16 protein-coding genes and 7 pseudogenes are annotated in these 21,279 nt (G+C 67.9%); 9 read left to right on the plus strand and 14 right to left on the minus strand.

Going from position 1 to position 21,279, the window contains the following annotated elements; translation table 11 throughout:
- Positions 1 to 164, minus strand: a pseudogene (locus E0504_RS54060) (transposase); the annotation flags it as partial.
- 508 nt (positions 165 to 672) lie between these two features.
- Here E0504_RS54060 and E0504_RS06640 point away from each other — a divergent pair.
- A pseudogene (locus tag E0504_RS06640) lies at positions 673 to 957 on the plus strand (integrase core domain-containing protein); the annotation flags it as partial.
- A 65-nt stretch (positions 958 to 1,022) separates the two neighbouring features.
- On the opposite strand, the gene E0504_RS06645 reads toward E0504_RS06640, so the two are convergent.
- Positions 1,023 to 1,430, minus strand: a complete 408-nt coding sequence (locus E0504_RS06645) for a hypothetical protein (RefSeq protein ID WP_243657448.1) — start codon at positions 1,428 to 1,430, stop codon at positions 1,023 to 1,025.
- A 74-nt stretch (positions 1,431 to 1,504) separates the two neighbouring features.
- Positions 1,505 to 1,924 (minus strand): hypothetical protein, encoded by a 420-nt coding sequence (locus E0504_RS06650; protein WP_131622483.1) that lies wholly within the window; start codon positions 1,922 to 1,924, stop codon positions 1,505 to 1,507.
- A gap of 317 nt (positions 1,925 to 2,241) precedes the next feature.
- Here E0504_RS06650 and E0504_RS06655 point away from each other — a divergent pair, with 317 nt between their 5' ends.
- The 3 genes and pseudogenes from E0504_RS06655 to E0504_RS51970 form a co-directional block, all read left to right on the plus strand.
- The gene (locus tag E0504_RS06655; protein ID WP_071065939.1) at positions 2,242 to 2,484 is read left to right on the plus strand and encodes a hypothetical protein; all 243 of its coding nucleotides are present in this window, start codon (positions 2,242 to 2,244) and stop codon (positions 2,482 to 2,484) included.
- 426 nt (positions 2,485 to 2,910) lie between these two features.
- Positions 2,911 to 4,197, plus strand: a complete 1,287-nt coding sequence (locus tag E0504_RS06660) for a cytochrome P450 (RefSeq protein ID WP_112105251.1) — start codon at positions 2,911 to 2,913, stop codon at positions 4,195 to 4,197.
- A gap of 129 nt (positions 4,198 to 4,326) precedes the next feature.
- Positions 4,327 to 4,835, plus strand: a pseudogene (locus E0504_RS51970) (IS1634 family transposase); the annotation flags it as partial.
- 90 nt (positions 4,836 to 4,925) lie between these two features.
- Here E0504_RS51970 and E0504_RS06670 read toward each other — a convergent pair.
- From E0504_RS06670 to E0504_RS06685, 4 genes are read right to left on the minus strand one after another with little or no spacing between them, the layout of a single operon-like run.
- Positions 4,926 to 5,504, minus strand: coding sequence for a hypothetical protein (locus tag E0504_RS06670; protein ID WP_112105252.1), 579 nt, complete (start codon positions 5,502 to 5,504; stop codon positions 4,926 to 4,928).
- 11 nt (positions 5,505 to 5,515) lie between these two features.
- The gene (htpX, locus tag E0504_RS06675) at positions 5,516 to 6,445 is read right to left on the minus strand and encodes a zinc metalloprotease HtpX (RefSeq protein ID WP_112105259.1); all 930 of its coding nucleotides are present in this window, start codon (positions 6,443 to 6,445) and stop codon (positions 5,516 to 5,518) included.
- Between the two features lie 10 nt (positions 6,446 to 6,455).
- Complete coding sequence (locus E0504_RS06680; protein ID WP_020460126.1) at positions 6,456 to 6,734, minus strand: hypothetical protein; 279 nt, start codon at positions 6,732 to 6,734, stop codon at positions 6,456 to 6,458.
- On the minus strand, positions 6,731 to 7,510 hold the full coding sequence (locus E0504_RS06685; protein ID WP_112105253.1) for a PspA/IM30 family protein: 780 nt from the start codon (positions 7,508 to 7,510) through the stop codon (positions 6,731 to 6,733). Before E0504_RS06685 ends, E0504_RS06680 begins: the two co-directional genes overlap by 4 nt.
- A 656-nt stretch (positions 7,511 to 8,166) precedes the next feature.
- On the opposite strand from E0504_RS06685, the gene E0504_RS06690 reads away from it, so the two are divergent.
- The 3 genes and pseudogenes from E0504_RS06690 (at position 8,167) to E0504_RS51980 (ending at position 9,204) form a co-directional block, all read left to right on the plus strand.
- Positions 8,167 to 8,424: a hypothetical protein gene (locus E0504_RS06690; protein WP_112105254.1), complete on the plus strand. Its 258-nt coding sequence runs from the start codon at positions 8,167 to 8,169 to the stop codon at positions 8,422 to 8,424.
- 138 nt (positions 8,425 to 8,562) lie between these two features.
- A pseudogene (locus E0504_RS51975) lies at positions 8,563 to 8,649 on the plus strand (IS6 family transposase); the annotation flags it as partial.
- Between the two features lie 27 nt (positions 8,650 to 8,676).
- Positions 8,677 to 9,204: a hypothetical protein gene (locus tag E0504_RS51980; RefSeq protein ID WP_243657449.1), complete on the plus strand. Its 528-nt coding sequence runs from the start codon at positions 8,677 to 8,679 to the stop codon at positions 9,202 to 9,204.
- Here E0504_RS51980 and E0504_RS06700 read toward each other — a convergent pair.
- From E0504_RS06700 to hpnR, 3 genes and pseudogenes are all read right to left on the minus strand, one after another.
- On the minus strand, positions 9,155 to 9,358 hold the full coding sequence (locus E0504_RS06700) for a cold-shock protein (RefSeq protein ID WP_007507818.1): 204 nt from the start codon (positions 9,356 to 9,358) through the stop codon (positions 9,155 to 9,157). The genes E0504_RS51980 and E0504_RS06700 overlap by 50 nt on opposite strands.
- A 931-nt stretch (positions 9,359 to 10,289) precedes the next feature.
- Positions 10,290 to 10,907, minus strand: a pseudogene (locus tag E0504_RS06710) (SAM-dependent methyltransferase); the annotation flags it as partial.
- Between the two features lie 33 nt (positions 10,908 to 10,940).
- Positions 10,941 to 12,425, minus strand: a complete 1,485-nt coding sequence (gene hpnR / locus E0504_RS06715; RefSeq protein WP_112105255.1) for a hopanoid C-3 methylase HpnR — start codon at positions 12,423 to 12,425, stop codon at positions 10,941 to 10,943.
- Positions 12,426 to 13,091: 666 nt separating this feature from the next.
- On the opposite strand from hpnR, the gene E0504_RS06720 reads away from it, so the two are divergent.
- The gene (locus tag E0504_RS06720; RefSeq protein WP_071065949.1) at positions 13,092 to 13,427 is read left to right on the plus strand and encodes a DUF6191 domain-containing protein; all 336 of its coding nucleotides are present in this window, start codon (positions 13,092 to 13,094) and stop codon (positions 13,425 to 13,427) included.
- A gap of 323 nt (positions 13,428 to 13,750) precedes the next feature.
- Here E0504_RS06720 and E0504_RS06725 read toward each other — a convergent pair whose 3' ends face one another.
- Positions 13,751 to 14,422, minus strand: coding sequence for a DUF6328 family protein (locus tag E0504_RS06725; RefSeq protein ID WP_373693876.1), 672 nt, complete (start codon positions 14,420 to 14,422; stop codon positions 13,751 to 13,753).
- A gap of 327 nt (positions 14,423 to 14,749) precedes the next feature.
- Complete coding sequence (locus tag E0504_RS06730; protein WP_112105257.1) at positions 14,750 to 19,708, minus strand: diguanylate cyclase; 4,959 nt, start codon at positions 19,706 to 19,708, stop codon at positions 14,750 to 14,752.
- Here E0504_RS06730 and E0504_RS54065 point away from each other — a divergent pair.
- Positions 19,707 to 19,928 (plus strand): annotated as a pseudogene (locus E0504_RS54065) (IS3 family transposase); the annotation flags it as partial. The gene E0504_RS06730 and the pseudogene E0504_RS54065 sit on opposite strands and share 2 nt — an antisense overlap.
- A 327-nt stretch (positions 19,929 to 20,255) precedes the next feature.
- Here E0504_RS54065 and E0504_RS51985 read toward each other — a convergent pair.
- Positions 20,256 to 20,600, minus strand: a complete 345-nt coding sequence (locus E0504_RS51985; protein WP_235013744.1) for a hypothetical protein — start codon at positions 20,598 to 20,600, stop codon at positions 20,256 to 20,258.
- Positions 20,601 to 20,847: 247 nt separating this feature from the next.
- Positions 20,848 to 21,072 (minus strand): annotated as a pseudogene (locus E0504_RS51990) (transposase); the annotation flags it as partial.
- Between the last annotated feature and the right edge of the window lie 207 nt (positions 21,073 to 21,279).

Below are 21,279 nucleotides of genomic sequence, written 5' to 3' on the forward strand. Positions count from 1 at the left end.
ACCGGAAGTGCGGCAGAGCCGTCGTCATGACACGCCCGCACCGCCTCCGCCGTTTCAAACAGCGCGTCCGCTCGGCGGGTCAGGCAGTCGTAGAACTCCTGCCGGAAGCGACACAGCCGTCCCAGAGCCTCGACGCGTCCTGGTTCGTCCTGCACACTGCCCATCACGACCTTCGGCTTGATCCGGCTTCTTTGGCGAGAGCACGATCTTCCGAAGGTCGTCCCACGTCACGAGGACACGCCGACCCGCCCCACAACACCAGCAGGTATCGCACAGCGTGACACCCGGCGGTTAAACGACAAGTTGAACGGCACCCGAGAAGCTACTCGCCCACCTCGCTCCCGACGCCTCCCGTCGCGACCGCTGAGCCCATTGAGCGTCCCGGGCGGCCAGCCCCGGTAGCACCGTTCTGGCACCCCACAAGGCCAGTCGGACACTCCCCAGCGTGGGTCACCCAGCGGGCCAGGAACCTGCCGATGGACCTCGAGGAGCACAGCCACCGGTTCCTGGTTCCTCATCCATGACCGCGACACAAAGTTCACGGCCTCATTCGATGCTACCTTTGCCGGAGCCGGTATCGACGTGGTGCGCACACCTCCGCAAGCCTCGCAGGCGAACGCGATCGCGGAACGCCGAGCGGACCCGCCCGCCGCGAATGCACCGACAGACTATCGAGCGACCGACTTCCAGTTCCTGGTCCGCGACCGGGCCGGACAGTTCACCGCCTCCTTCGACGCGGTCCTCGCCGACGCCGGCATCACCGCCGTCAAGATCCCACCCCGAACCCCGCGGGCGAACGCCTACGCGGAACGGTTCGTCCGCACGGTCCGGACCGAGCTCACCGACCGGATACCGATCTTCGGTGAGCGGCATCTGCGCACCGTCCTGGCCCAGGACCGGATCAAATACCAGCCTGTCCTCGGCGGCCTGATCAGCGAATACGAACGAGCCGCCTAAAAGCCCAAGTCAACGCCGGTGCCCGAGTGTCGGTACCCCACAGGACGTGCGTGGCACGCGGCGCGTCAGCATTCCGGCGTGCTGAGCCAGTCGACGATCGCGCGGGAGATGGCGCCGTCCGCGCGTTCGTCGTATCCCTCAAAGCACGGCATCGAGTTGGTCTCCAGGAAGAACCATTCTCCCGTCGCGTGGTCGATCTTGAAATCGACGCCCAGGAACGGCACGCCGCAGAACTCGGTGAGGCGAGCGCATCCGTCAGCGACCTCCCGCGCCGGGGTTAGCGAGCTGTAGCTGTTGACGCCGCGGACTGTTCGGTAGTCGAGTACCGGCGAGTCGATGAGCTCACCACCACGCGGCACCGCCGTCACCGCGGCATGGCCGCACACCCCCATACGTGCGTGGCCGCGCAGCTCGATGTGCGCGACACCCGACCGGCGCCACACCCGCCGCGGCCGCCGAGACGGCCCAGCCAACTCACCGACAACCGTCTCAACGACCTTCCCCGACCACCGCGCGACCGCGGCCGGACGTAGCCAGGGCAGCGGCCTCACCCGCCCGACCGCCCGTCCTTGGCGGGACCCGATGCCGGCCCGCTCGATGCCGGCCGTGGCAGCGCGGAGGACGCACCGCGGGTGTGCTGCGCGACATAGGTACCGGCAGCGATGGCCACGGCCACCGGCCACTCGACCAGCTCCGCTACCGCCAACACACCCAGCCCCACGTAGTAGACGGACTTACCCGGCGAGGGCACGCTGACCGGACCCAGCCGCCACCCGTCGCCGGCCAGCCGGCCCGGCACCTCGAACCGGGCGGTGAGGAACGGCAACCGGATCGTCGCGGCCCGCGCCGCCGGCCCCTCCACACCCTCCGACCCAGGCTTGGGCTGGTCATGATTGGTCTGGTGTGTGGCCCCTCGGCCCCTCGTGGTCGACGTGGCCGTGCTCCCGCGTCCCGCAGGCGGCGTCATGGCATCTCCTTCCCTCTGCACCCCACAGCGAATGGCAGAGCGTAACCGCGCTGCCGCTATTCGTGCACGGTCGGTGATGGGATGAGGCCGCTCCGAGCCGGATCCGCACCCGCTGAGAGACCGGCACCGACGCGTCGGGCGGACCGGTGGCCTTGCCCGTGGCCCGGGGGCGCCCGGGTGCACCGGTGCCCAGGCCGTACAGCCGCCGTTCGCGGCATACGCTCCCCATGGAACGGAAGTCGCCGTCGCGTGAAGAACGTCCTGATCGTCTGTCGACGCATGGCGACGCCCGAGGAGGACACCTAAAGTCACCGAGCATGGTGCTGTCTGACGTGACGCTTGCGATCCTGGACGACGGGCCCTTCCATGGCGGCACCTTCGTGGTCCGCCCTGGCCAGACGCTCACCTTCGGCACGTCATGGCTCAACCCGCACACGGTGGTGTACCGGCCCACCGGCGAGGTCATCGAGACCCCGGAAGGTGAGGCGGCAGTCCTACGCTGCGAGGTGATCCCACAGGCCGCCACGGCCGGCGATCGAGGGAGTGCATCCCTCGGATGATCAGGACATGAGCGTCCGCAAGATGCTCGGAGGCCGGATGCTCAGTCCTCAGGCGGGAAAGGTCCGGTCAAGATCGGCCGGTAGCGGTGGATGCAGCTCTGCCTCAGAGCCGATGTGACAGCGACGCATTTCTACCCGGCCTTCCCGATCAACGCGCCGGCTGGCTGCAACACACCCTCCGTTGCCGTTGTGGAGCGGGTGGTCACTGCTGGTCGGTGGGCTGGCCCACCGCGGAGGGATTGGATCGTTCGATAGCGGGTGCTGATTCGCCGGGCTGGGGGAACCCGGGTCCGGGCAGTGTACGAGAGGCAAAGGGCCAGCTTGTTCCCCTCGCCCGGCTGATCGCTGATGTCTGTTGTGCGAGGGTGTTGCCGGGCGGGCGGCGGGATGTCGGGCGGGCGACGACGCGAGGAGACACCGAGGACGATGCCTGCCCCCGAGCCGATCCAGACGGTCTTCGACATGCTCAGCCCCGAGAACCGCGCCAACCCGTATCCCTACTACCGTGCTGCCCGCGAGCTCGGTCCACTCGTCCCGACCCCGCTCGGCGCTCACCTGGTCACCGGACACGACGACTGCATGACGGTTCTGAGCGACCCCCGATGGGGGCACGGATACTCCGCTGGGATTAGTCCCATCCGGCCGGGGGTGGCGGCCGATGACATTCCGGGTTCCTTCATCCGGATGGACCCACCGGACCACACTCGCCTGCGCGGGCTGGTCAGCAAGGCGTTCACTCCCCGCGAGGTGGTCCGGCTACGCCCGCTTGTCGAACGGACCGCCGAGCACCTGGTGGACAGGGCCCTCGGCAGCACCGAGTTCGACCTTGTCAGTGATCTCGCCGCGGTCGTGCCCATCACGGTGATCTGTGAGTTGCTCGGCGCTCCGATTGAGGACTACCAGCGGTTCGACGCCTGGGCTCGGGCGCTGGCCAGGGGCCTCGACCCGGATGCGCTTCTCTCCGCGGATGAGCTACGCGACCGGGCGACCGCCGCGGCGGCCTTCGGTGAGTACTTTCGCGGGCTGGTCGCCGAGCGCCGCGCACGGCCCGGCCCGGACCTGATCAGCCAACTGGCCGCGATCGACGATGCCGGCGATCGCATCACCGAGACGGAGCTGCTTGACATCTGTGTGCTGCTGCTCTTCGGCGGCTACGAGACGACGGTGCACATGACCGGGAACATGGTGCTGGCACTCAACCGTCATCCCGACCAGCTCGACCTGCTTCGCGAGCGGCCTGACCTGATCCCCGCGGCCGTGGACGAGCTGCTCCGGTTCGATCCCCCGGTCCAGTTCACCAACCGGGTCGCGCTCCGGGAGCGCCGCCTGGCCGGCCGGGTCTTCGCCCGTGGTGAGGCCGTCGTCATCCTGATCGCCGGCGCCAACCGGGACCCGCGGGTGTTCCCCGACCCGGACCGGCTGGATGTGACCCGCTTCGCCGGTCCCGGGTCGGCTCCTCGCCATCTGGCGTTCGGGCTTGGCGCGCACTTCTGCCTCGGGGCACAACTCGCCCGGATGGAGCTCGAGATCGTCCTGGCGACGCTGTTGCGCCACGCGCCGGGCCTCACCGTGCTGGATCCGGCGCCGAGTTATCGCGAAACCCTGACCATCCGCGGCCTGCGAAGCCTGCGAGTCCGGTTGGAGGCTGCAGGCATCCGGCCGGATGCGAGCCCGGCGGACCAGACGGAACAGGCGGGCCGATCGGTCGGATGAGACCGAACCACCGGGCGCGGTCGGCGCCGCCCGGGCGTCGGCCGCCGCCCCGCGGAGGTCCGGAGTCCGGTTTCCCGCCGGACATGATCATTGTGGTCTACGCCCGCGTGCACAGCCCCTGTGGGGTGCCGGAACTCGGCCACCGGTGTTGACCTGATCGGCAAGGCGGAAAAAGTCGTCGCGGGGAAAACCCCTGTGAAGCGGAACCAGTATGTGCGCCTGGCCGGCGCCACGAAGTCGGTCGACCGGACGCTGGAAGCGAAGAACCGCGCCCTGGCGGGGATCAAAGGCTACGCCACCAACCTGGCAAACCCCGACCCCGACCAGGTGATCACCGCCTACAGTCGGCTGCTAAACGTTGAGAAGAGTTTCCGGACGAGCAAGTCCGACCTCGCCGCCCGACCTGTCTACCACCACACCCGCGAGTCGACCGAGGCGCACCTGACCATCGTGTTCGCCGCCCTCGCCGTCAGTCGGTGAATCGAGAACACGACCGGCTGGTCCATCAAGAAGTTCGTCACGACCGCCCGCCGCTACCGCACCATCACGATCCAGGCCGGTGACCCACCATCACCGGTGCCGACCCCCTCCCCGAAGACCTCCACACCGCCCTCGGCGCGATCCACGGCACGCACTAAATGGCCTAGGAACTGGTTTCGGAATGATCCTCGGACCGCTTTCTGGAGCAAGCGAACGGGTCACGTGTGCGGTGCGACCCCTCCGGGGACCTACGGCTGCGGTGCGTCGAGACCGGGCGAGCCCCAAACCGGGAACCAGCGCGACAGATCGGGCTCGATCGGGAGGTCGTCCGCCAGGATTGCCCTGACCTCGAGTTCCAGCGGGTTGTCGCGACGCTCATCGTCGAGTGGCGCGAACGGGTACCAGGTGCCCCGCTTGTACAGGTAGATCAACCCCAGCGGCCGGGTGTCGTCGGTGAACGCTACGACGGTGCATAGCAGCGCCGCGCCGAAGCCGGCGTCGGTCAACGCGGCGTTGACCGCATGGAGATCGGTGACCAGCCCGGCGAGATCCTCGGTCGCCGTCCGCCGGATCAACCAGACGTAGCCGTACGCGTCGGTCCGACGCTCGTACCGGCCGCCGTCGAGCGCGAGCAACCGGTCGATCTCCCCCTGCAGGCCGGCGAACGCGCCGCCCTCCGCGGGTTTGACGCATACCGATCCGACCCCGCTGGGTCGCCATTGCGACCGCACCTGCAGGGTCACGGCCGCAGCAGGCAGCGCGAACAGCCGGTCCAGGTTCGGCTGGACCGGTCGGGACCGGCCGAGCAGTACGTCGAGGATCCGCATCCGGCGACCTGCTATCTGGCCTCGCCGAGTTCGGCCGACAGCAGGGCGAGCCGCGTCAGCCGGGTGTCCAGGGGTGGGTGGGTGGAGAACAGCGAGGACAGGCTGAACCCGCCCGCCACCGCCGGCGCGAAGAAGAACGCGTTGAATGGTTCGGCTGCCCGCAGGTCGCGGGTCGGGATGCGGGACATATCGCTGCTGATCTTGGTCAGCGCGGACGCGAGCGCGGATGGCCGGCCGGTGAGCAGCGCCCCGGACCGGTCCGCGGCCAGCTCGCGGTAGCGGGAGAGTGCCCTGGTCAGCACGAACGACATTGCATAGACCATGGTCGATACGAGTACCACCACGAGAACGACGAGGGTGCCGCTGTCCTCGTCGTCGTCGTCCGCGTGGCCGAGTCCGCCGGACATTCCGGAATAGAGGCTAAATCTGGTGATCAGCCCGGCGAGCACCCCCAGGAAGGACGCAACCGTCATCACCGCCACGTCCCGGTGCGCGACATGAGACAGCTCGTGGGAAAGCACCCCTTCGAGCTCCTCGGTGTCCAGCCGCCGGAGCAACCCGGTCGTGGCACAGACAACGGCCCGCTTGGGGTTCCGGCCGGTCGCGAACGCGTTGGGCACATCGACGTCCGCGACGGCAACGGCCGGTTTGGGTGTGTCAGACAACGCGCACAGCCGGTCGACGACACCGTGCAGCTGCGGCGCCTGCTGCGGGGTGACGACCCGGCCGCCCATCGCGTACAGCGCAATCCGGTCGGAGAACCAGTACTGGGCGAACAGCAGGCCCCCGGCGATCACGATGACCAGGACCGGCGACAGACCGATACCGATCAGGACGGCCACGAAGGCAACGTAGACCAGCCCGAGCAGGAAGACGGTCACCAGCATCCGGACCGTCAGCCCGCGGTCGGCGGAGAATCGTCGCGGCGCACGCACGACCATCATCGACTCCTCAGCCTGGGATCAGACCCTCGTCGCCGAGCAGGCCGCGGACCTCGGTTAGCGTCGTGTCGGCGGCCGGGAGCACCAGATCGGACGGCGCCAGCCGGTCCGCCGGCGGCGTCGAGCCGAGTTCGCGGACACGGCCCAGCAGTGCGTCGACCGCGGCGTGGAAGGCCTCCTCGTCGTCCGACCCGATGGCTGTGACCAGCCGTTCGTCCAGGACGTTCAGTGCATCCAGTTCGCTGTCGGGAACGTCGAACTGTCCCTCGCCGAGGATGCGTATGATCATGACCTTCCCTCCAGCGGCGGAGCCTCCGGCTCGGCGCCCGGCGACGCGGTCCCGATCGCCCGCGGCGGCCCCGCGGCGGGCAGCGTGCCCTTGATCGTGGCCAGCTCGCGATCGACGTCGGTGGTCGCCGACAGGCGGTCCAGCTCGGCCTGAATGTCGTCCCTCGGCCCGGTCGCCGTCGCGTCGTCCAGTGCACCGGAGGCGAGCAGCTCGTCGATCGCACCCGCCCTGGCCTGCATCTGCTGGGTCTTGTCCTCGGCTCGCTGGATCGCCAGCCCGACGTCGCCCATCTCCTCGGAGACGCCGGCGAACGCCTCGCCGATCTTCGTCTGCGCCTCGGCCGCGGTATAGGTCGCCTTGACCGTTTCCTTGCGGGTCCGGAACGCCTCGACCTTCGCCTGCAGCCGCTGCGCAGCGAGCATCAGCCGGTCCTCCTCCGCCCGTAGCGACGCATGCTGCCGCCCGAGGTCCTCGATCTGCCCGGTCACCCCGCCGCGCCGGCTCAGCGCCTCCCTGGCGAGGTCGTCGCGGCCCGCAGCGACCGCCTGCCGGGCCTGCTCCGACAGCTTGCCGCCGGATTCCTGCAGCTGCCGCACCTGCAGCTCCAGCCGCTTGCGGCTGGTAGCGACGTCGGCGACGCCGCGGCGTACCTGCTGCAGGAGTTCGAGCTGGCGCCGGTAGGAGTAGTCGAGAACTTCCCGTGGGTCCTCCGCGCGGTCCAGGATCTTGCTGGCCTTGGTCCGGAACACCAATGCCAACCGTCGGCTCAGGCTCATCGGTGCCTCCCTCCGCCGGGTGGCCCATGGTGGGCATTCCCCGGGCGCCGCCGGCAACCCGGGAGCGGGTCCATCTGTTTCCGCACCGGCGTCGTCCCCGCCCGCGCGGGGGTTCTCCCAACACTCATTAGGAGACATGACCATGTCAACGTCGCGCCGGGTAGCTTATTAGCGGTGACAGTCGTTTTCAATAAGGTCGCGGGGTGACGGCGGCCGGGTAGCCCGGGGGGATCTCACCCCCGGGCTACCCGACCGGCGGTCGGACACTCCCTCCTCGTCCCGTCACTGGTCATCCAGCTGGTCGGGGTCGACCGGGGTGGGCAGCGAGGCGGGCAAGCAGCTTCTCCGGGGCTGTTCACTCCCACAACGCATCCCGTTCAGACGTCTTGGCCGGATCACACCCACGGGTGTGGGGAGGACTGGTGCCCACGCCGCCAGACCTCCCGCTCGAAGCCGTCACTCGGCCGCGAATGACGATCTTTGCCTGCGCGAAACCCCAGTTCGGCCCCGACGCAACCCCGCGAACGTCCTGCGTTCAGCCGTAGACGGAGGAACGGGGTGATTTGGATAGGGGGAGCTTGGGTAGGTACCTGAAAGGCCCTCGGATTCAGTAGGGAGCCAGCCGCTGGAGGGCGCTTGCCGGAAGGTCTCGTCCTATGACCAAGTGTGACTATCTAGCATGTAATCGAACCGAAGGGGTCACGACGGTCGAGACCGCGCTCGGGCCTACCGATCTATGCCCCTCGTGTCGGCGGGTAGCCCTGGAGCTCTTCGCGGAGCTTGCGGCGGCGATGCCGTTCAAGAACGATGACGAAATTGACCACCTGGTCGAACAAGTGTACGAACGGCTGGCGATGGAAGGCGTGGTCGAGGTGTCCGTCACCCCGGGCGGGACCCTGGTCTTTGTCCACTAAGCTGGCCGGGCTCTGTTGCGTTGGCGAAGTCCGCCCTCGCGGCTGTCGATCGTTCATGATCGAGTGATGCGTCGACGTCGTGTCTGTCCATCGGCTCCGAGGTCGGAGTTCGCGGGGTTCCGGTTCCCGCCGGAGGTGATCGTGCTGGCGGTGCGGTGGTACCTGCGGTTCGCGCTGTCGTACCGGGACGTCGAGGAGCTGCTCGCCGGAGGCCTCGACGTCGACGTTCTCGCCAGTACTCGGCGTGACCGGGTGGCTGCCCGGCGGTTCTTCGCCCGGGCGCTGGCGTACGGACGTCGGCCGGTCGAGGTCACCACGGACAAGGCCCGGTCTACCCACGGCTCCTTGACGGGCTGCTGCCCGAGTCCTGCCACGTCGACGCCGCCCGAGAGAACAACTGGACCGAGGCCGACCTGTGGGGCTCCGCAATCCGGGTTTCGGCCTGTGAGCTGGCCTGTTTCGGTTGAGGGGTCGTCGGTGGGAGTCCCCATCGGTGGGAGTCCCCAGGGGTTCGGTCGCTACCGGTGCGCGGGACGAAGGCCAGCGGAGGAGCGCCGGACGCCCGAATCTGCCGCTTCCCCTTCACATTCACACGCCGCGATCATGGCCTGTGCGGACGTGCCGTCGACACAACGACAGCTGCGCGGGTCGGTATCCGACCCGCGCAGCTGTTCAGTGCATCTAACGATCAATGCTGGGCGCCCGAGACGCAGACGTCTGCGGGTGCGCGTCAGACCGGGCGGACGTGCTCCGCCTGCGGGCCCTTCTGGCCCTGCGTGACGTCGAACTCCACGCGCTGGTTCTCGTCCAGGCTACGGAAGCCCGCGCTGTCGATCGCCGAGTAGTGAACGAAAACGTCCGGGCCGCCGCCGTCCTGCGCGATGAACCCGAAGCCCTTTTCGCCGTTGAACCACTTAACAGTGCCCTGAGCCATGTGCTTCTCCTCCGTGGGAGCCGAACCGGGGCCGCCTGGTGCGGCCGGGGTGCCGCAGCGTGATCGCCCCCACTGTCGAACTGGTCGGAATGCAACAAACGCCCGCTGTCGGAATCTGCGGGCGTCCATACGTTCGAGGAACCTACAACTGCAACAGGACTAACCTACCACTCATCACGCCAACCCGTTGCCTGCCGTCGGGAGGCCTGCCGCAGCGGAAGTCACGGGGTTGGGAACAGAACCAGACGCTGGGAACCGACGTCAAAGGCGCACGAGGCACCGGCGGAGCGGGAAGCGGTGTCCAGACGGGGTCTGTCGCCGCGGTCCTGGTTGTCCACGGCTCGCTGGTCGAGCTGCGGATCAGTCTACCAGCGCCGGTGTCGCTCGTCGCCGCAAGCATCCCCGACGTTCTGCTGCTGGGGCGGCGGGATCACCGCTGGCACGCTACCGAAGGTCGACGCAGGGCTGCGGGGAAAGAATCGGACCGCGCGGGAGGGGCTGCTACCACCGAGGCCCTGAGACGGCATAGATCGTCGGGCTGCCCTCCATCTGAGCCATCGATTATCGAACGTAACTCGGGCCCCTCAATGTCATGTGGGCATCGATATGTATATCTGTTGCATCGCCAGCTAGTGTCCTGGACCTGAGTTCGCTGATTAAGTACGGCTGGGTCCGTGGCGAGGACGGGGCGGCCGATGGCCAACCTGGTGCTGGCGGAGGAGGAGCGGGCGACGCTGACCCGCTGGATCCGGCGGGCGAAGTCGTCGCAGGCTCTGGCCTTACGATGCAAGATCGTGCTTTCGTGCGCTGGTGGCGCGTCGAGTGGGCAAGGCCGGTCGGAAACGGCACGTCGACGCATTTCTCGCTCATGCCCAGTAACCGGGATCTTGTCATGGCCAGCGGCACCAGGCTGACGCTGACAGCGCGCATCCTACGGTTTCCGGGCGACTCCGCCGTACATGTACACGTGGGCGTTGTCCAGTGCAGCCGCCTCGTCGTCGGGATGCCAGTGGTGGACGAGCGCGACGCCGGGGTCGAGGAGTTCCATCCCGTGGAAGAAACGCTCCACCGTGCTTTTGTCGCGCGCGATCAGCGGAATTCCGTTGGCCCTGTACGCGGCCTCGCCAGCGTGAACTTCCTCGGGTGCGCTGTCGGCGGTAGTGGTGGAAAGCGCCAGGACACTGCCCGCCGGGAGCGGACGCATGATCCGGTTGATGAGGTCCTGCGCGACCGTGTCATCGGCGATGAAGTGCACGATCGCGATCAGACTGGCCGCCACGGGCTGGCTCAGGTCGAGGGTTTCCCGCAGCTGCTCGGACTCCAGGATCCCTTCTGGGTTGTGGAGGTCGGCATCGAGATAGGCGGTCCGCCCCTCGGGGGCGCTGGTGAGCAGGGCCCGCGCGTGGACCAACACTATGGGATCGTTATCGACGTAGACGATCCGCGATTCCGGCGCGACCTTCTGGGTGACCTCGTGCAGGTTCGGCGCGGTCGGCAGCGCGGTACCGATGTCCAGGAACTGGCGGATACCGTGCTTCGCGGCCAGGACGCGGGCCCTCCTGACCCGACACGCCGCCGTTTATCAGTCTTTGTGAAACGGGGTGTGAATAGGCTGGTGAATGTACAGCTCGCGTCGCCGGTGGCTCACCCCTGCGTGGGTCGGTGCCGGCAGACAGTAGTGGGCGGGCTGGCCGTGTTCGGCGTGGAGCCGCGCGGCGTTGTAGACCCGTGGGAACTTCCAGAGCATGCGCAGGAAGTTCGTCTGACCGTGGGTGAGATGCCCGGCGACGATACGTGCGGTAGCGGCCAGTGCCTTGACGCCGAGATGCTTGCGGTTCAGTACGGCCTGGGTCGCGACGAGTTCTCGGTAGAACTCGTCGAGGGGAAGGCTGGTCGGGGTGACCGCGTGCTGGATGTCGAACAGGCGGTAGTCCAGCGTGGTCAGTTTCTGGGACTGGGTGTGCCAGATCTCGGTGCCGGGGTAGGGCGTCATGACGGTCAGGTGGACGATTTCCGGTACGGACAGGGCCCATTGTCGGACCAGCCGGAACTGGTCACGGCTCCAGGCGGGGTCGGCGATTAGGTTCACCGCCACGGTGATGCCGATCTTGCGGGCGAGTTCGAGGGCCTTGATGTTCTCGTCGGGGGAGATGCGCTTGTGGAACAGGTCGAGTCCCTCGGCGTCGAGGGCCTCCATGCCGAGGAACATGTAGGTCAGGCCAAGCCGGCGCCAGCGTTGGAAGACCTCGGGATGGCGCAGCAGGACGTCCGCGCGGGTCTCCAGGTAGTAGCGCTTGCGGATGCCGCGGCGTTCGATTTGGTCGGCGATGGCGTTGCCGTGGTCGGGCTTGATGAAGGCCACGTCGTCGACGAGGAAGACGTTGGGCTCGCGGATGGAGGCGAGCTCGTGTCCGGCCGCGTCCGCCGACATCCGCCGGTAGCTGCGCCCGTAGAACGTCCAGGCACTGCAGAACGAGCAGTCCCAGGGGCAGCCGCGGGTGAACTCCACCGATGCACACGGGTCGAGCTCGCCGATGAAGTACCGGTTGCGGCGGGCGAGCAGGTAACGGGCCGGTAGCGGCTCGTCGAGGGTGGGCAGCATGGTCGGTGGGGGCCCGGACCCGGCGCGGGTGACGGCTCCCGGGACCTCGGTGAGGCTGTCCCAGTCGGCTTCGAGGATCCGGGGAGCGACGACCTCGCCCTCTCCCCGGGCCACCGCGTCGATTGCTTCGTCGCAGTTCTCGAGGAGGTGCTGGGCGATGAACGAGACGCTGTGACCACCGGCGATCACCAAACATCCTGGTCGGGTGATTTTAGCCTGTTTCGCGAGCATGATGACTTCTGGGACGTTGGCCAGATAATTCAGGCCGAACATCACGGTATGCGGCCGGAAATCCGCCAGCGCTCGGGTGTAGTCCCGTATGTCGGCGGTCTGCAGATCGATCAGGCGGACCTCGTGCCCGGCCACGAGCAGCGATGCGGCCACGCGTTCAAGACCCAGAGGCTCGAGTCGCAGAAAGATCTCCGAATACATCAACGCACTGGGATGGACCAGCAGCACACGCATGGCATCGCCTCGTTCCGTTGGCCGTGTCTCCGGATTACCCCGGAGCCCGTCCACATACCGCTGTTGCGCGATCGGACGCGGTCCGTGGGGTGGTGAATCCCCCCGGAGTGTCCGGAGACTCATGACACACCGGGGCGGTTCAACACGATCGTCTACCAGACCAGTGGGATCAAGGATCGCCTCGCCGGACGGCCCTCATGGCCGACGGCGTTCACAGGCAACGTCTCGGCTGGCTCCTTGCCCTATCCGCGGAGCAGATCCGCCATGCCAGTGCATTTTATGCGAGCCGATGTCACGGTCACCTCGATCGTGAAGCTGCTCGGGCCCTACCTGCTGCAGCACCCTGCCCGCCCACGTACGGGAGTGTCGCAACAGCTCCCGCTCCGAGCAGCGTCGCGACCCTCGTCAGGGTTTGCGGCCGATTCCTCCACCGATCAGATTCTCGGTGGTGGAGCCGAGGCGGATCAGATCATGACAGTGTGCGCGAGGGCATCGCCGAACACCGCGACGCTCTTGATCGCAGTGTTGGCGATGCTGGCGCCACCCACATCCTGAACAACCTGCCCGGAGGAGCACCGGCTGGCACCAGCGGCAGTAGGTGCGGGCAGCAACCGGAACCAGACGATCGCGGGGATCGTCTTCAGACTGTGGCGCTCCTAATGGTTCATGACTATTCCCGGACTCGTCTGCGCCCTGATCCTGCTTGCCGCCGTCGACCGCTTCACCGCGTGGGCAACCACCCGCAGCTGGCTTCCGTGGCAACGACGGCCTGGAGGCCGCAGTGTGTCCACGATCGCGCTCGACGAACTGGAAGCCAGCTTCTACGCCGGCAAGCGGCACCAGATCGAGCAGCGCCGCACCGAAGAGATCCTCCGCGACGACGACTCCGAGAGCGCTCCTCCTCACAAGCACCTCGAGCCCGGTCAGGCGATCGTCCGCCTACCCGTTGTGGCGGCGCCAGCTGCCTCGCCCACAAAGCCCGGTGTCCGGGAGGCCGACTGATGGGTGCATTGCTTCCGTAGCCGAACCGCTGACCAGACCGACGTCCTCGCAGTTCGCGGTTTCGAGGTTCGATGTCGCCCCTGCCCGTAACGACCGTTGCGGTCTGCGGCGGCGGGCGCGATGTGGTGTGCACAGCCAACCATGGAGGAGAGGCTGATCGGAACCATCCGGCGCCCGGTCGAGCTCCTGACCGCGATGGTCGACCGGGCACACCGGCTCCGGGCAGCCCGCCACCCGTGATCGGGCTGGCTCCCCGGCGCCGGCGTCCTCCTGGCGGAGTAGTGGTCCTGCCCGCGGCACGAACCGGCCCTCAGGTCCGCCGGTCAGTGCTCAGGGGTCGGCGCGGGTCGCAGGGCGGCGGGAACCGCGACCCACAGCGTCGCGAACAGCATCAGTGTGAGCACTCCGGCGATGATGCCGACGGTGAAATTCTTGGTCACGTCGAAGATGAGAACCGCGACGCCGGACACAGCCACCGAGAACACCGCCAGGCCTGCCTGCGCCAGCCGGTTCGCCACGACGACGAGGGTTTCCTTCTCCCTTTTGCGGAACATCGCCCGGTGCAGGCTCACCGGCGTGATCAGCAGGCCGGTGGCCAGGATGGACAGTGCCACCACCGCGAGGTAGAGCCACTCTTGATTATTGCTTAGCGTGGCGAACCTGTTCTGGAACGGTAACGCAAGCAGGAACGCGGTGAGCAGCTGCACCCCGGTTTGCGCGACCCGCAACTCCTGAAGGATCTCCGCCCAGTTCCGGTTGAGGCGCTCCTGCGCCGACTCGCGCTCCTCTCGGCCGTGGCCCTCTCGACCGCGGTCCTCCTCGTCAACCCCGTCCTGATGGTCCTGTTTGACCGTCGTCCCCGCAATCTCGCCCATGATCTTCCAGCTACCCGATTCGGCCGCATTGATACCGCTCAGGCGGCCGCGGGCAGAGACGAGCGGCCCTCCGTCGCGATCAGCCGTCATGATCGGCACCGGTATGATCGGTGTCGTCACCGCTCGCTACGGGTGCAGGATGACCTTCACGACGCCGTCCTGCCTACACGGGCACCCCGCCCACCCGGGTTGCGGCCAACTCCCGCCGACAAGCGGTGCCCGCTCTCAGGATCTGGCGCCGATCTTGTGGAGTTTCCGGCTCCACCGCAGACGGGCAGCGCCTCGACCATCACTCGATCATGCCGGCTGCCCCACCCCACCGGACGCAACAGAGCCCTTCTGCTCACCCACTATGCGATACGCGTGCTCATGGCCGAGGCCGCGAGGCGGAGTCGATCCGGACCAGCTCTCCTTCTTGACGAAGCCTGAACGTCGTCCGCCGCCAGGTCACCGGGCAGGCGGTTTTTCCCCACGTCCGTTGTCTACCGGAAACGGGATCATTCGGACCCGATTGCGGCCGCCGTCTTTGGCCCGATATAGCGCGACATCGGCGATTTCGACGAACACTGCCATGTCGTCGTCGGGAGCGGGGATGGTCGCGGTTACGCCGATACTCACGGTGATGATGCGCTCTACCGCCAGAGGGTGTGGTTCGGCCAGTTCCTCGACGGCGGAGCAGAGGCGTCGGGTCAGCCGAGCGGCGGTATCCGAGTCGGTGTCGGGCATCACGACGGTGAACTCTTCCCCCCCATAGCGGGCGGTCAGAAAGGTGTCACCGACATTCTCGGCCAGGCATGCGGCGACCCGCTGGAGGCATCGGTCACCTGCGGCGTGTCCGAAGTGGTCGTTGTAGAGTTTGAAGTGGTCGATGTCGACCATCGCCAGCGCGATGGGTGCCGCGTGTTCCTGGGCCCGGCGCCATTCGATGTCCAGGGCCTCTTCGAGGCGTCGCCGGTTGGCCAGCCCTGTCAGCGGATCGGTGACCGAGAGCTGTTCCAGCTGGTGGTTCGCGGCGGCGAGTCGTTCGTTGGTAGCGGCGAGCTGCCCGGTTCGTTCGGTGACCTTGCGTTCCAGCGACGCGTAGACCATGGCGTTGTCGAGCGAGACCGCGAGCTGTCCGGCGATGAGCATGATTCCTTCGAGGCGTTCGGTGGAGAACGCGCCACGGATCAGTCTGTTCTCTAGTAGCAGCATCGCCTGCAGATGGCCCCGGATCATGATGGGTATGGCGAGCAGCGAGCAGCGGTCGAAGTCGAGGAGATAGGGGTCGCGGCGGAACCGGTCGTCGCGGGTGGCGTTGGCGACGACCACAGGTTCGTGGGTGCGCTCGGCATATCGGATGACCGAGGCGGGCAACAGACGCCGCCGGCTGGCCTCCCGGAGCGAGACGGTGCCACCGGCACCGGTCGGCACCAACCACCCGGCTTGTTCCTGCCTACGCAACAGCAGGTGGACGCCGGTGGCACCGGTCATCTCCGACAGGATCCCCACGACCCTTGCCCGGAGGCCCTCGATGCTGGTCTCCGAGCTGAGTGCCTGGGATGCCGCGACGACGCCGAGCAGATCGACGGTGCCGGTCGCGACGGTCGAGCGTCGCGTGGATGGCGCCGCCGGTGGATGAACGACCGGTTCGCAGGCGGGTTCGGTTCGTAGCGTCGGGTGGGCCCAGTCGAGTTGGCTGACCTTCGCGGTCGCGCCCCAGTCCAGGTACTGGCGCCGGGCGGCTGCCAGGAGCGTGTGGCCGGCTTCATCCATGCCGTGGGCCAGGTAGAAGCGTGCAGCGCGTTCCAGGATCAGCGCCCGGTGCCACGGGCGCGCCCGTACGGAAGCCTCTCTCTGCGCCATGTCAAACGTGTACGCCGCCTCGCGGAAGTCTCCGACAGCCCACGCCCGCTCCGCCTCCATCATGCGTAACAGGTGCAGGAAGTTGGCCGGCGCGTCAGCCGCACGTGCGGCCAGCCACTCGACCAGCTCGTCGAGCTCGGCGAGCTCTGTGTCACGCCGATCCGCTCCTGCCGCACGAACCTGTGCCGCCATGCCCAGGGCAAGCAGCACCCGCGCCACCGCCATCGCATAGTTCGCTCCGACCATTGGCCTAAAGGGCATCACCGCTGCCGCATGCCGGGTCAGATCGACCGGATGACCGAGAACGGCTGCGGCGAGCGCCCGGGCCACATGCAGGTTGGCGACGGCGAACGGGTCCGCGGCCAGCATGCTCAGCTCGGCTGCCTCGTCGGCCGCCGATTCGACGGACTCGCCTCGCATCACTTGTACCAGTCGGCGAAATATCCGAAATATCGTCTCGGCATGTCCATTGCCGGTGCGGGCTGCGGACGCCAGTGCCTCGTCGACCTCAGCGGCGAAGACATCAAGAGACGGCGCGCAGTCCAACAGGTCGTACAACAGTGCGTAGTGGGCCCAGCATGCGTTCTGGAGATCACCGCTCAGGACAAGTCCCTCCAGCGCGCGACGGCCCTCGGACAGATTGTCCTCGAGGGGCGCGAACCAGTGGCCGGTAGTGATCACATATACGAACTGCGCCTGCCACACGTCAGGCTCATAGCCGAGCGCCTGACCGACCGCCAGGATCCGCCGCAGGATGCGGTGCCCGGTGCGGTAGTCGCCCCTGCGGACGATGGTCACGATCGCGATGTGGCCGGCCGGGCCGAGCAGAGCGCGATCCGGGCCGTGCCATGCCCAGACCTCCAGCGTCTTGATGGTCAGCCAGGCCATCATCGCCTGGTCACAGAAGAAGGCCGCGGGCATGAGCCGGTTGACGAGCTTGATGGTGCTGAGCCGGGACTGGTCCGTGATGCCCGGTCGGTGCAGGTCGTCGGACTCGCTGGTCGTGTCGATCCATCGGTAGAGCGCGTCGAGTCCGCGGTCGATCTCCGCATCGAGATCGTTCTCGTCCGGGACGGATATGCCGAGGTGCCGCAGCTGGTCGAGGCCGAGCCGCATCGCCTCGCCACCGCGTCCCCGGTTGGTGAGACTGCTGACCTGCACCACTGTGGCGGCCGTGAGTTGAACCGGGTGGGTGCACAACCGGCCGATGGTCTGGTACGTGTCGTCCGCCTCCTCCAGCCTGCCGAGGCTGTACAAGGCGGCGTGCCGGTCGGTATGGACTGCGATCAACTGGTCGGTGTCAGTCGGATCGATGACCTCGACCGCCGCGGTCAGGAGCCGCTCGACCAGTGAGTAATTGCTCAGCAGTTTCGCTTCCTCAGCGGCGTGCCGGAAGAGTCCGGCCACCCGCTTCCGTTCCTCGGTGCCATGCACAGCATCAACTACGGGCAGGTACTGCTCCGCCGCCACGGCGAAGAACTCGGGCCGCTCGACCAGGCGCCGTGCCAGACGCAACCGCCTCGCGTCCTGGTCCTGCGCGGCGCGGCCGCCCAGCACGGACTCCCGTGTCCGATCGTGGTGAAACCGCACGCTCTGCCGGCCGTCGGACTCCAGTACCAGTAGGCCATCGCCGAACGCGGGGGCGAGCCGCCGCTCGACCTCGTCCGCCGGCAGCCCAGTCGCGGCAGCTAGGAGGTCCAGCTCCACCTGGCCCGCCAGGCAGGCCATCACCGCGAGCACCTCCGCGGTGGCCGGCGGCAGCGCGGCCACCCGCGCGGCCAGCAGCTCGGCCACATCCACTCGGTCGAGCCGGCGGCGCAGCGCCTCCCAGTCCCATCGCCACCCACCCCCGCCGAGGGTCAGTACCCTGTCGTGGCGCAGCGCGTTGAGTAGCTCCACGATGTCGTACGGATTTCCCCGGGCGGATGGCGCAATCATCTGCGCCAGCTCGGTGGCGGGCGGCGGGGACAGGTGCAGCAGGTCAGCCACCAAGGCCGCCTGCCCTGCTGGCGGCAGGCTACCCAACCGCAGGTGGTGGGGCCCGACTGCCTGGTGACGCCAGCGGGCGAGCATCGGCGTCAGTGGATGGGCGGCGTCGATCTCACTTTCCCGGTACGCGCCGACCAGCAGCAGTCCCGCGATCTGTTCCTCACCGGCGAACACCAGGTCGACGAAGTCCAGCGGCGTCCGCCCGGCCCACTGCAGGTCGTCGACGAAGAACACCACTGGTCGCTTCCGGGAGGAAACGGCACGTAGTGCCTCGACTGCGACACGTGGCGCTCGTACCTGTGCGGTCATCGGATCGCCTGGCTCTGGGCGAACCTTCAGCAGCACCGCCAGTTCCGGCACGGTGGCGGCAGCCAGGCCGGCGTTGGGTCCCAACGCCCGCAACATCCGGTCCCGCACCTCGGCCAGGTAGTCGTCCGGCTCGGCCAGCAGCAGCCGACCCAGCGCACGCAGCGCCTGCCGGACCCCGTCGTACTCCTGGTCACGGCGATACTGGTCGAATTTGCCGGCCACGAACCAGCCGTCGACGCCGGCCGCTATCGGCCGCAGCTCACTGACCAGGGATGTCTTACCCACGCCCGGTGCGCCGCCGACGAGGACCCCGTGAGAGCGTCCGGTCACGGCCTCGGCGAACGCCGCGTCCAGCTCGTCGACCTCCCGGTCGCGCCCGGACAGCCGGGATGGCATCAGCGGACGCGTCAGAAAATCATGCTCGCCAGGATGCACCGCCGCCGCGCCGCGTCGTACCAGGGTGAGATCGTGCACCAACCCGTCGGCGCTCTGGTAGCGGTCGTCGGGTTCCTTCTCCAACAGGTGCGTGATGATGTTCGACAGCCCGGCCGGTACCGACGGATTCACCGCCACAGGCGAGCGTGGGATCCGAGCGAGATGGTCATGAATGATCCGAACTGGGTTGTCCGTGCCGAACGGCGGCGCGCCGGTAGCCAGCTCGTACAGGGTGGCCCCGAGCGCGTACAGGTCGGCTCGCTGGTCGACCGGGCGACCGGTCCGCCCGGTCTGCTCCGGCGCCAGGTACGGCACCGTCCCGACAGTTGCCCCGTGGTACGTGAACTCCGGCCGGACCGACGAAAGAGCTGTGGCAAGCGCGAAGTCGATCAGGCAGGGAACTCCCAAGTCCTTGCTCACCACGATGTTCGCCGGGCAGATGTCCCGGTGCACCACACCCCGGTGATGCATCCCAGCGACGGCCCGCGCCAGCGATTCGGCGAGATCGACCAGCTCGGCCGGATCCAGTGGAGTCGTCCACTCGGACAGCGCCGTGCCATCGACATCGACCAGCAGGATCGATCCCGCGCACTCCACGGCCCCAGCAGCGAGGTGTGCGACCCCCTGGACTCCCGACAGCCGCCCAAGGATCTCGACCTCATGCCGCAACCGCCGCTGCGCGTCTGGTCCCAGCGGTTCCTTTCGGATCACACATCCAGTCGGAAACACCAGCCGAGTGATCCGGGTCTGCTCCGTCGTATGAAGCAGCTCCGGTCGCACCACCGTCACCGGCAAATCCCGGCTCGGGGTCACCCGCTGGGAGACCATCTGGACACCCCCACACCGTGCCGCGGACAGCTTATCTCCCCAGCCTGCCCGAGTCGGGGCGGAAGCAACGAGGGCCCGGACCGCTGACGACCAGACCCTCACCACCCAGGTCACCGCCGTCCACGCGGCATCCCGGGCACCTACGGCGCGCCCACGCATGCGCGCCGACCTGGCCGCCGCCGGGGTGCGGACCAGCCGTAAACGCGTCGCCCGGCTGATGGGACAGGCAGGCGACGCAAGGGGTTCACCGCCCTCGACGGATCAGCCTCACCCGCCGAGACCGTGCCGCCCGCCTCCCACCAGACCTGGTCGGACGCGGCTTCGCCGCCCCAGCCTCGAGCCAGGTCTGGACAGCGGACGTCACCCAGAGGGACCGTTCAGCGGGGCTGCATCTCGGGTCGGGAGTCTCCGCTCTCGAGTACTGCTGGGCCTTGACAGTCCGGTCGTTCGTCTCCTCATGGCCGATTCCGCGAGGGCCACATGGCCTGTGCTGGCCCTGCTCAGTGGCCGGCTCCCTGTCCCGGCCGGTTGTGTGGCGGCCGGGTGGCTACTGGTTGGTCAACTTGTCGGCGATCTGGTCGATGAGGCCCTGTTCGATGATCGGCGGCGGGACGTCCTGGATGTTGGTGACGTCGAGCTCGACGGCCACCTGGCCGACGTAGAAATAGATCGTGTCGAAGACGTAACCGTAGGTGCCGTATTCGTCCGTGATGCCCATCGAGGTGCGGACCAGCGCGGTGGCCCCCGCGGCGGGGACGGTGTCTCGACCGCGACGATCTCGTAGGTGAAGCCGTTCTCGTCCTCGCCCGCCAGCTGGTCCTCTGTCGCTGTTCTCGTCGCCAGCGCCGCCCGAGCTCTCGAAGCCCGCGGTCTCCTCGCCCGCCGTGAGCACATAGTCCCCCGCGCGCAGGATCCTCGCCGGCGCGACGGTGGCCTGCGTGGGCGGGGCCGCCGGCCCGGTCGTCCCCGGCCCGGTCGCCCCCGACCCTGCCGCCGCGGGCGGCGGCGCTGCGGGGTCGACTCCGTCTCGGAGCCCCCTTCAGGGCGTGGATGTGAGAGGAATCCACCAGCGCCCGGTGCAAGTCGAGTAGCCCGTCGGCGTCGCACTCGGCGAGCAGCTGCTCGCGCAGCTCCGGCCAGGCCCCGGCCTGCACCCAGTCCTGCAGGCGGCGCCAGCAGGTCACCCCCGACACCCCGAACAGCGTGCTCGGCAGCTCCCGCCAGGGCACGTAGTTACGCAGCACCCATAGGATTCCCGTCAGCGCCGCCCGGTCGTCGAGCGGCAATCGGCCTGGGTAGCGGAACCGCCGTTCCCGAGCCGGGATCAGCAGCGTCAGCCGCGTCCACACCTCCGCGCTCACCACCAGGACAAGTCTTTTTCGAACGCGACACCGTCCTGAGCGCCGATCGCAAGGAAGGCGTACAACGCTAACTCTCAAATACTGACTCAATCAAAGACCTTACTGTCAGGGTACCTCCCGGCCGCGGGGGTCGAGGACGCAGGTAAAAGAGGACTGGAATGCCCAGCGGGGGCCTGCTCGGCCCGCCAGTACTGACGATTAATGTGTGGT

It is taken from the genome of Parafrankia sp. BMG5.11, assembly GCF_004337455.1.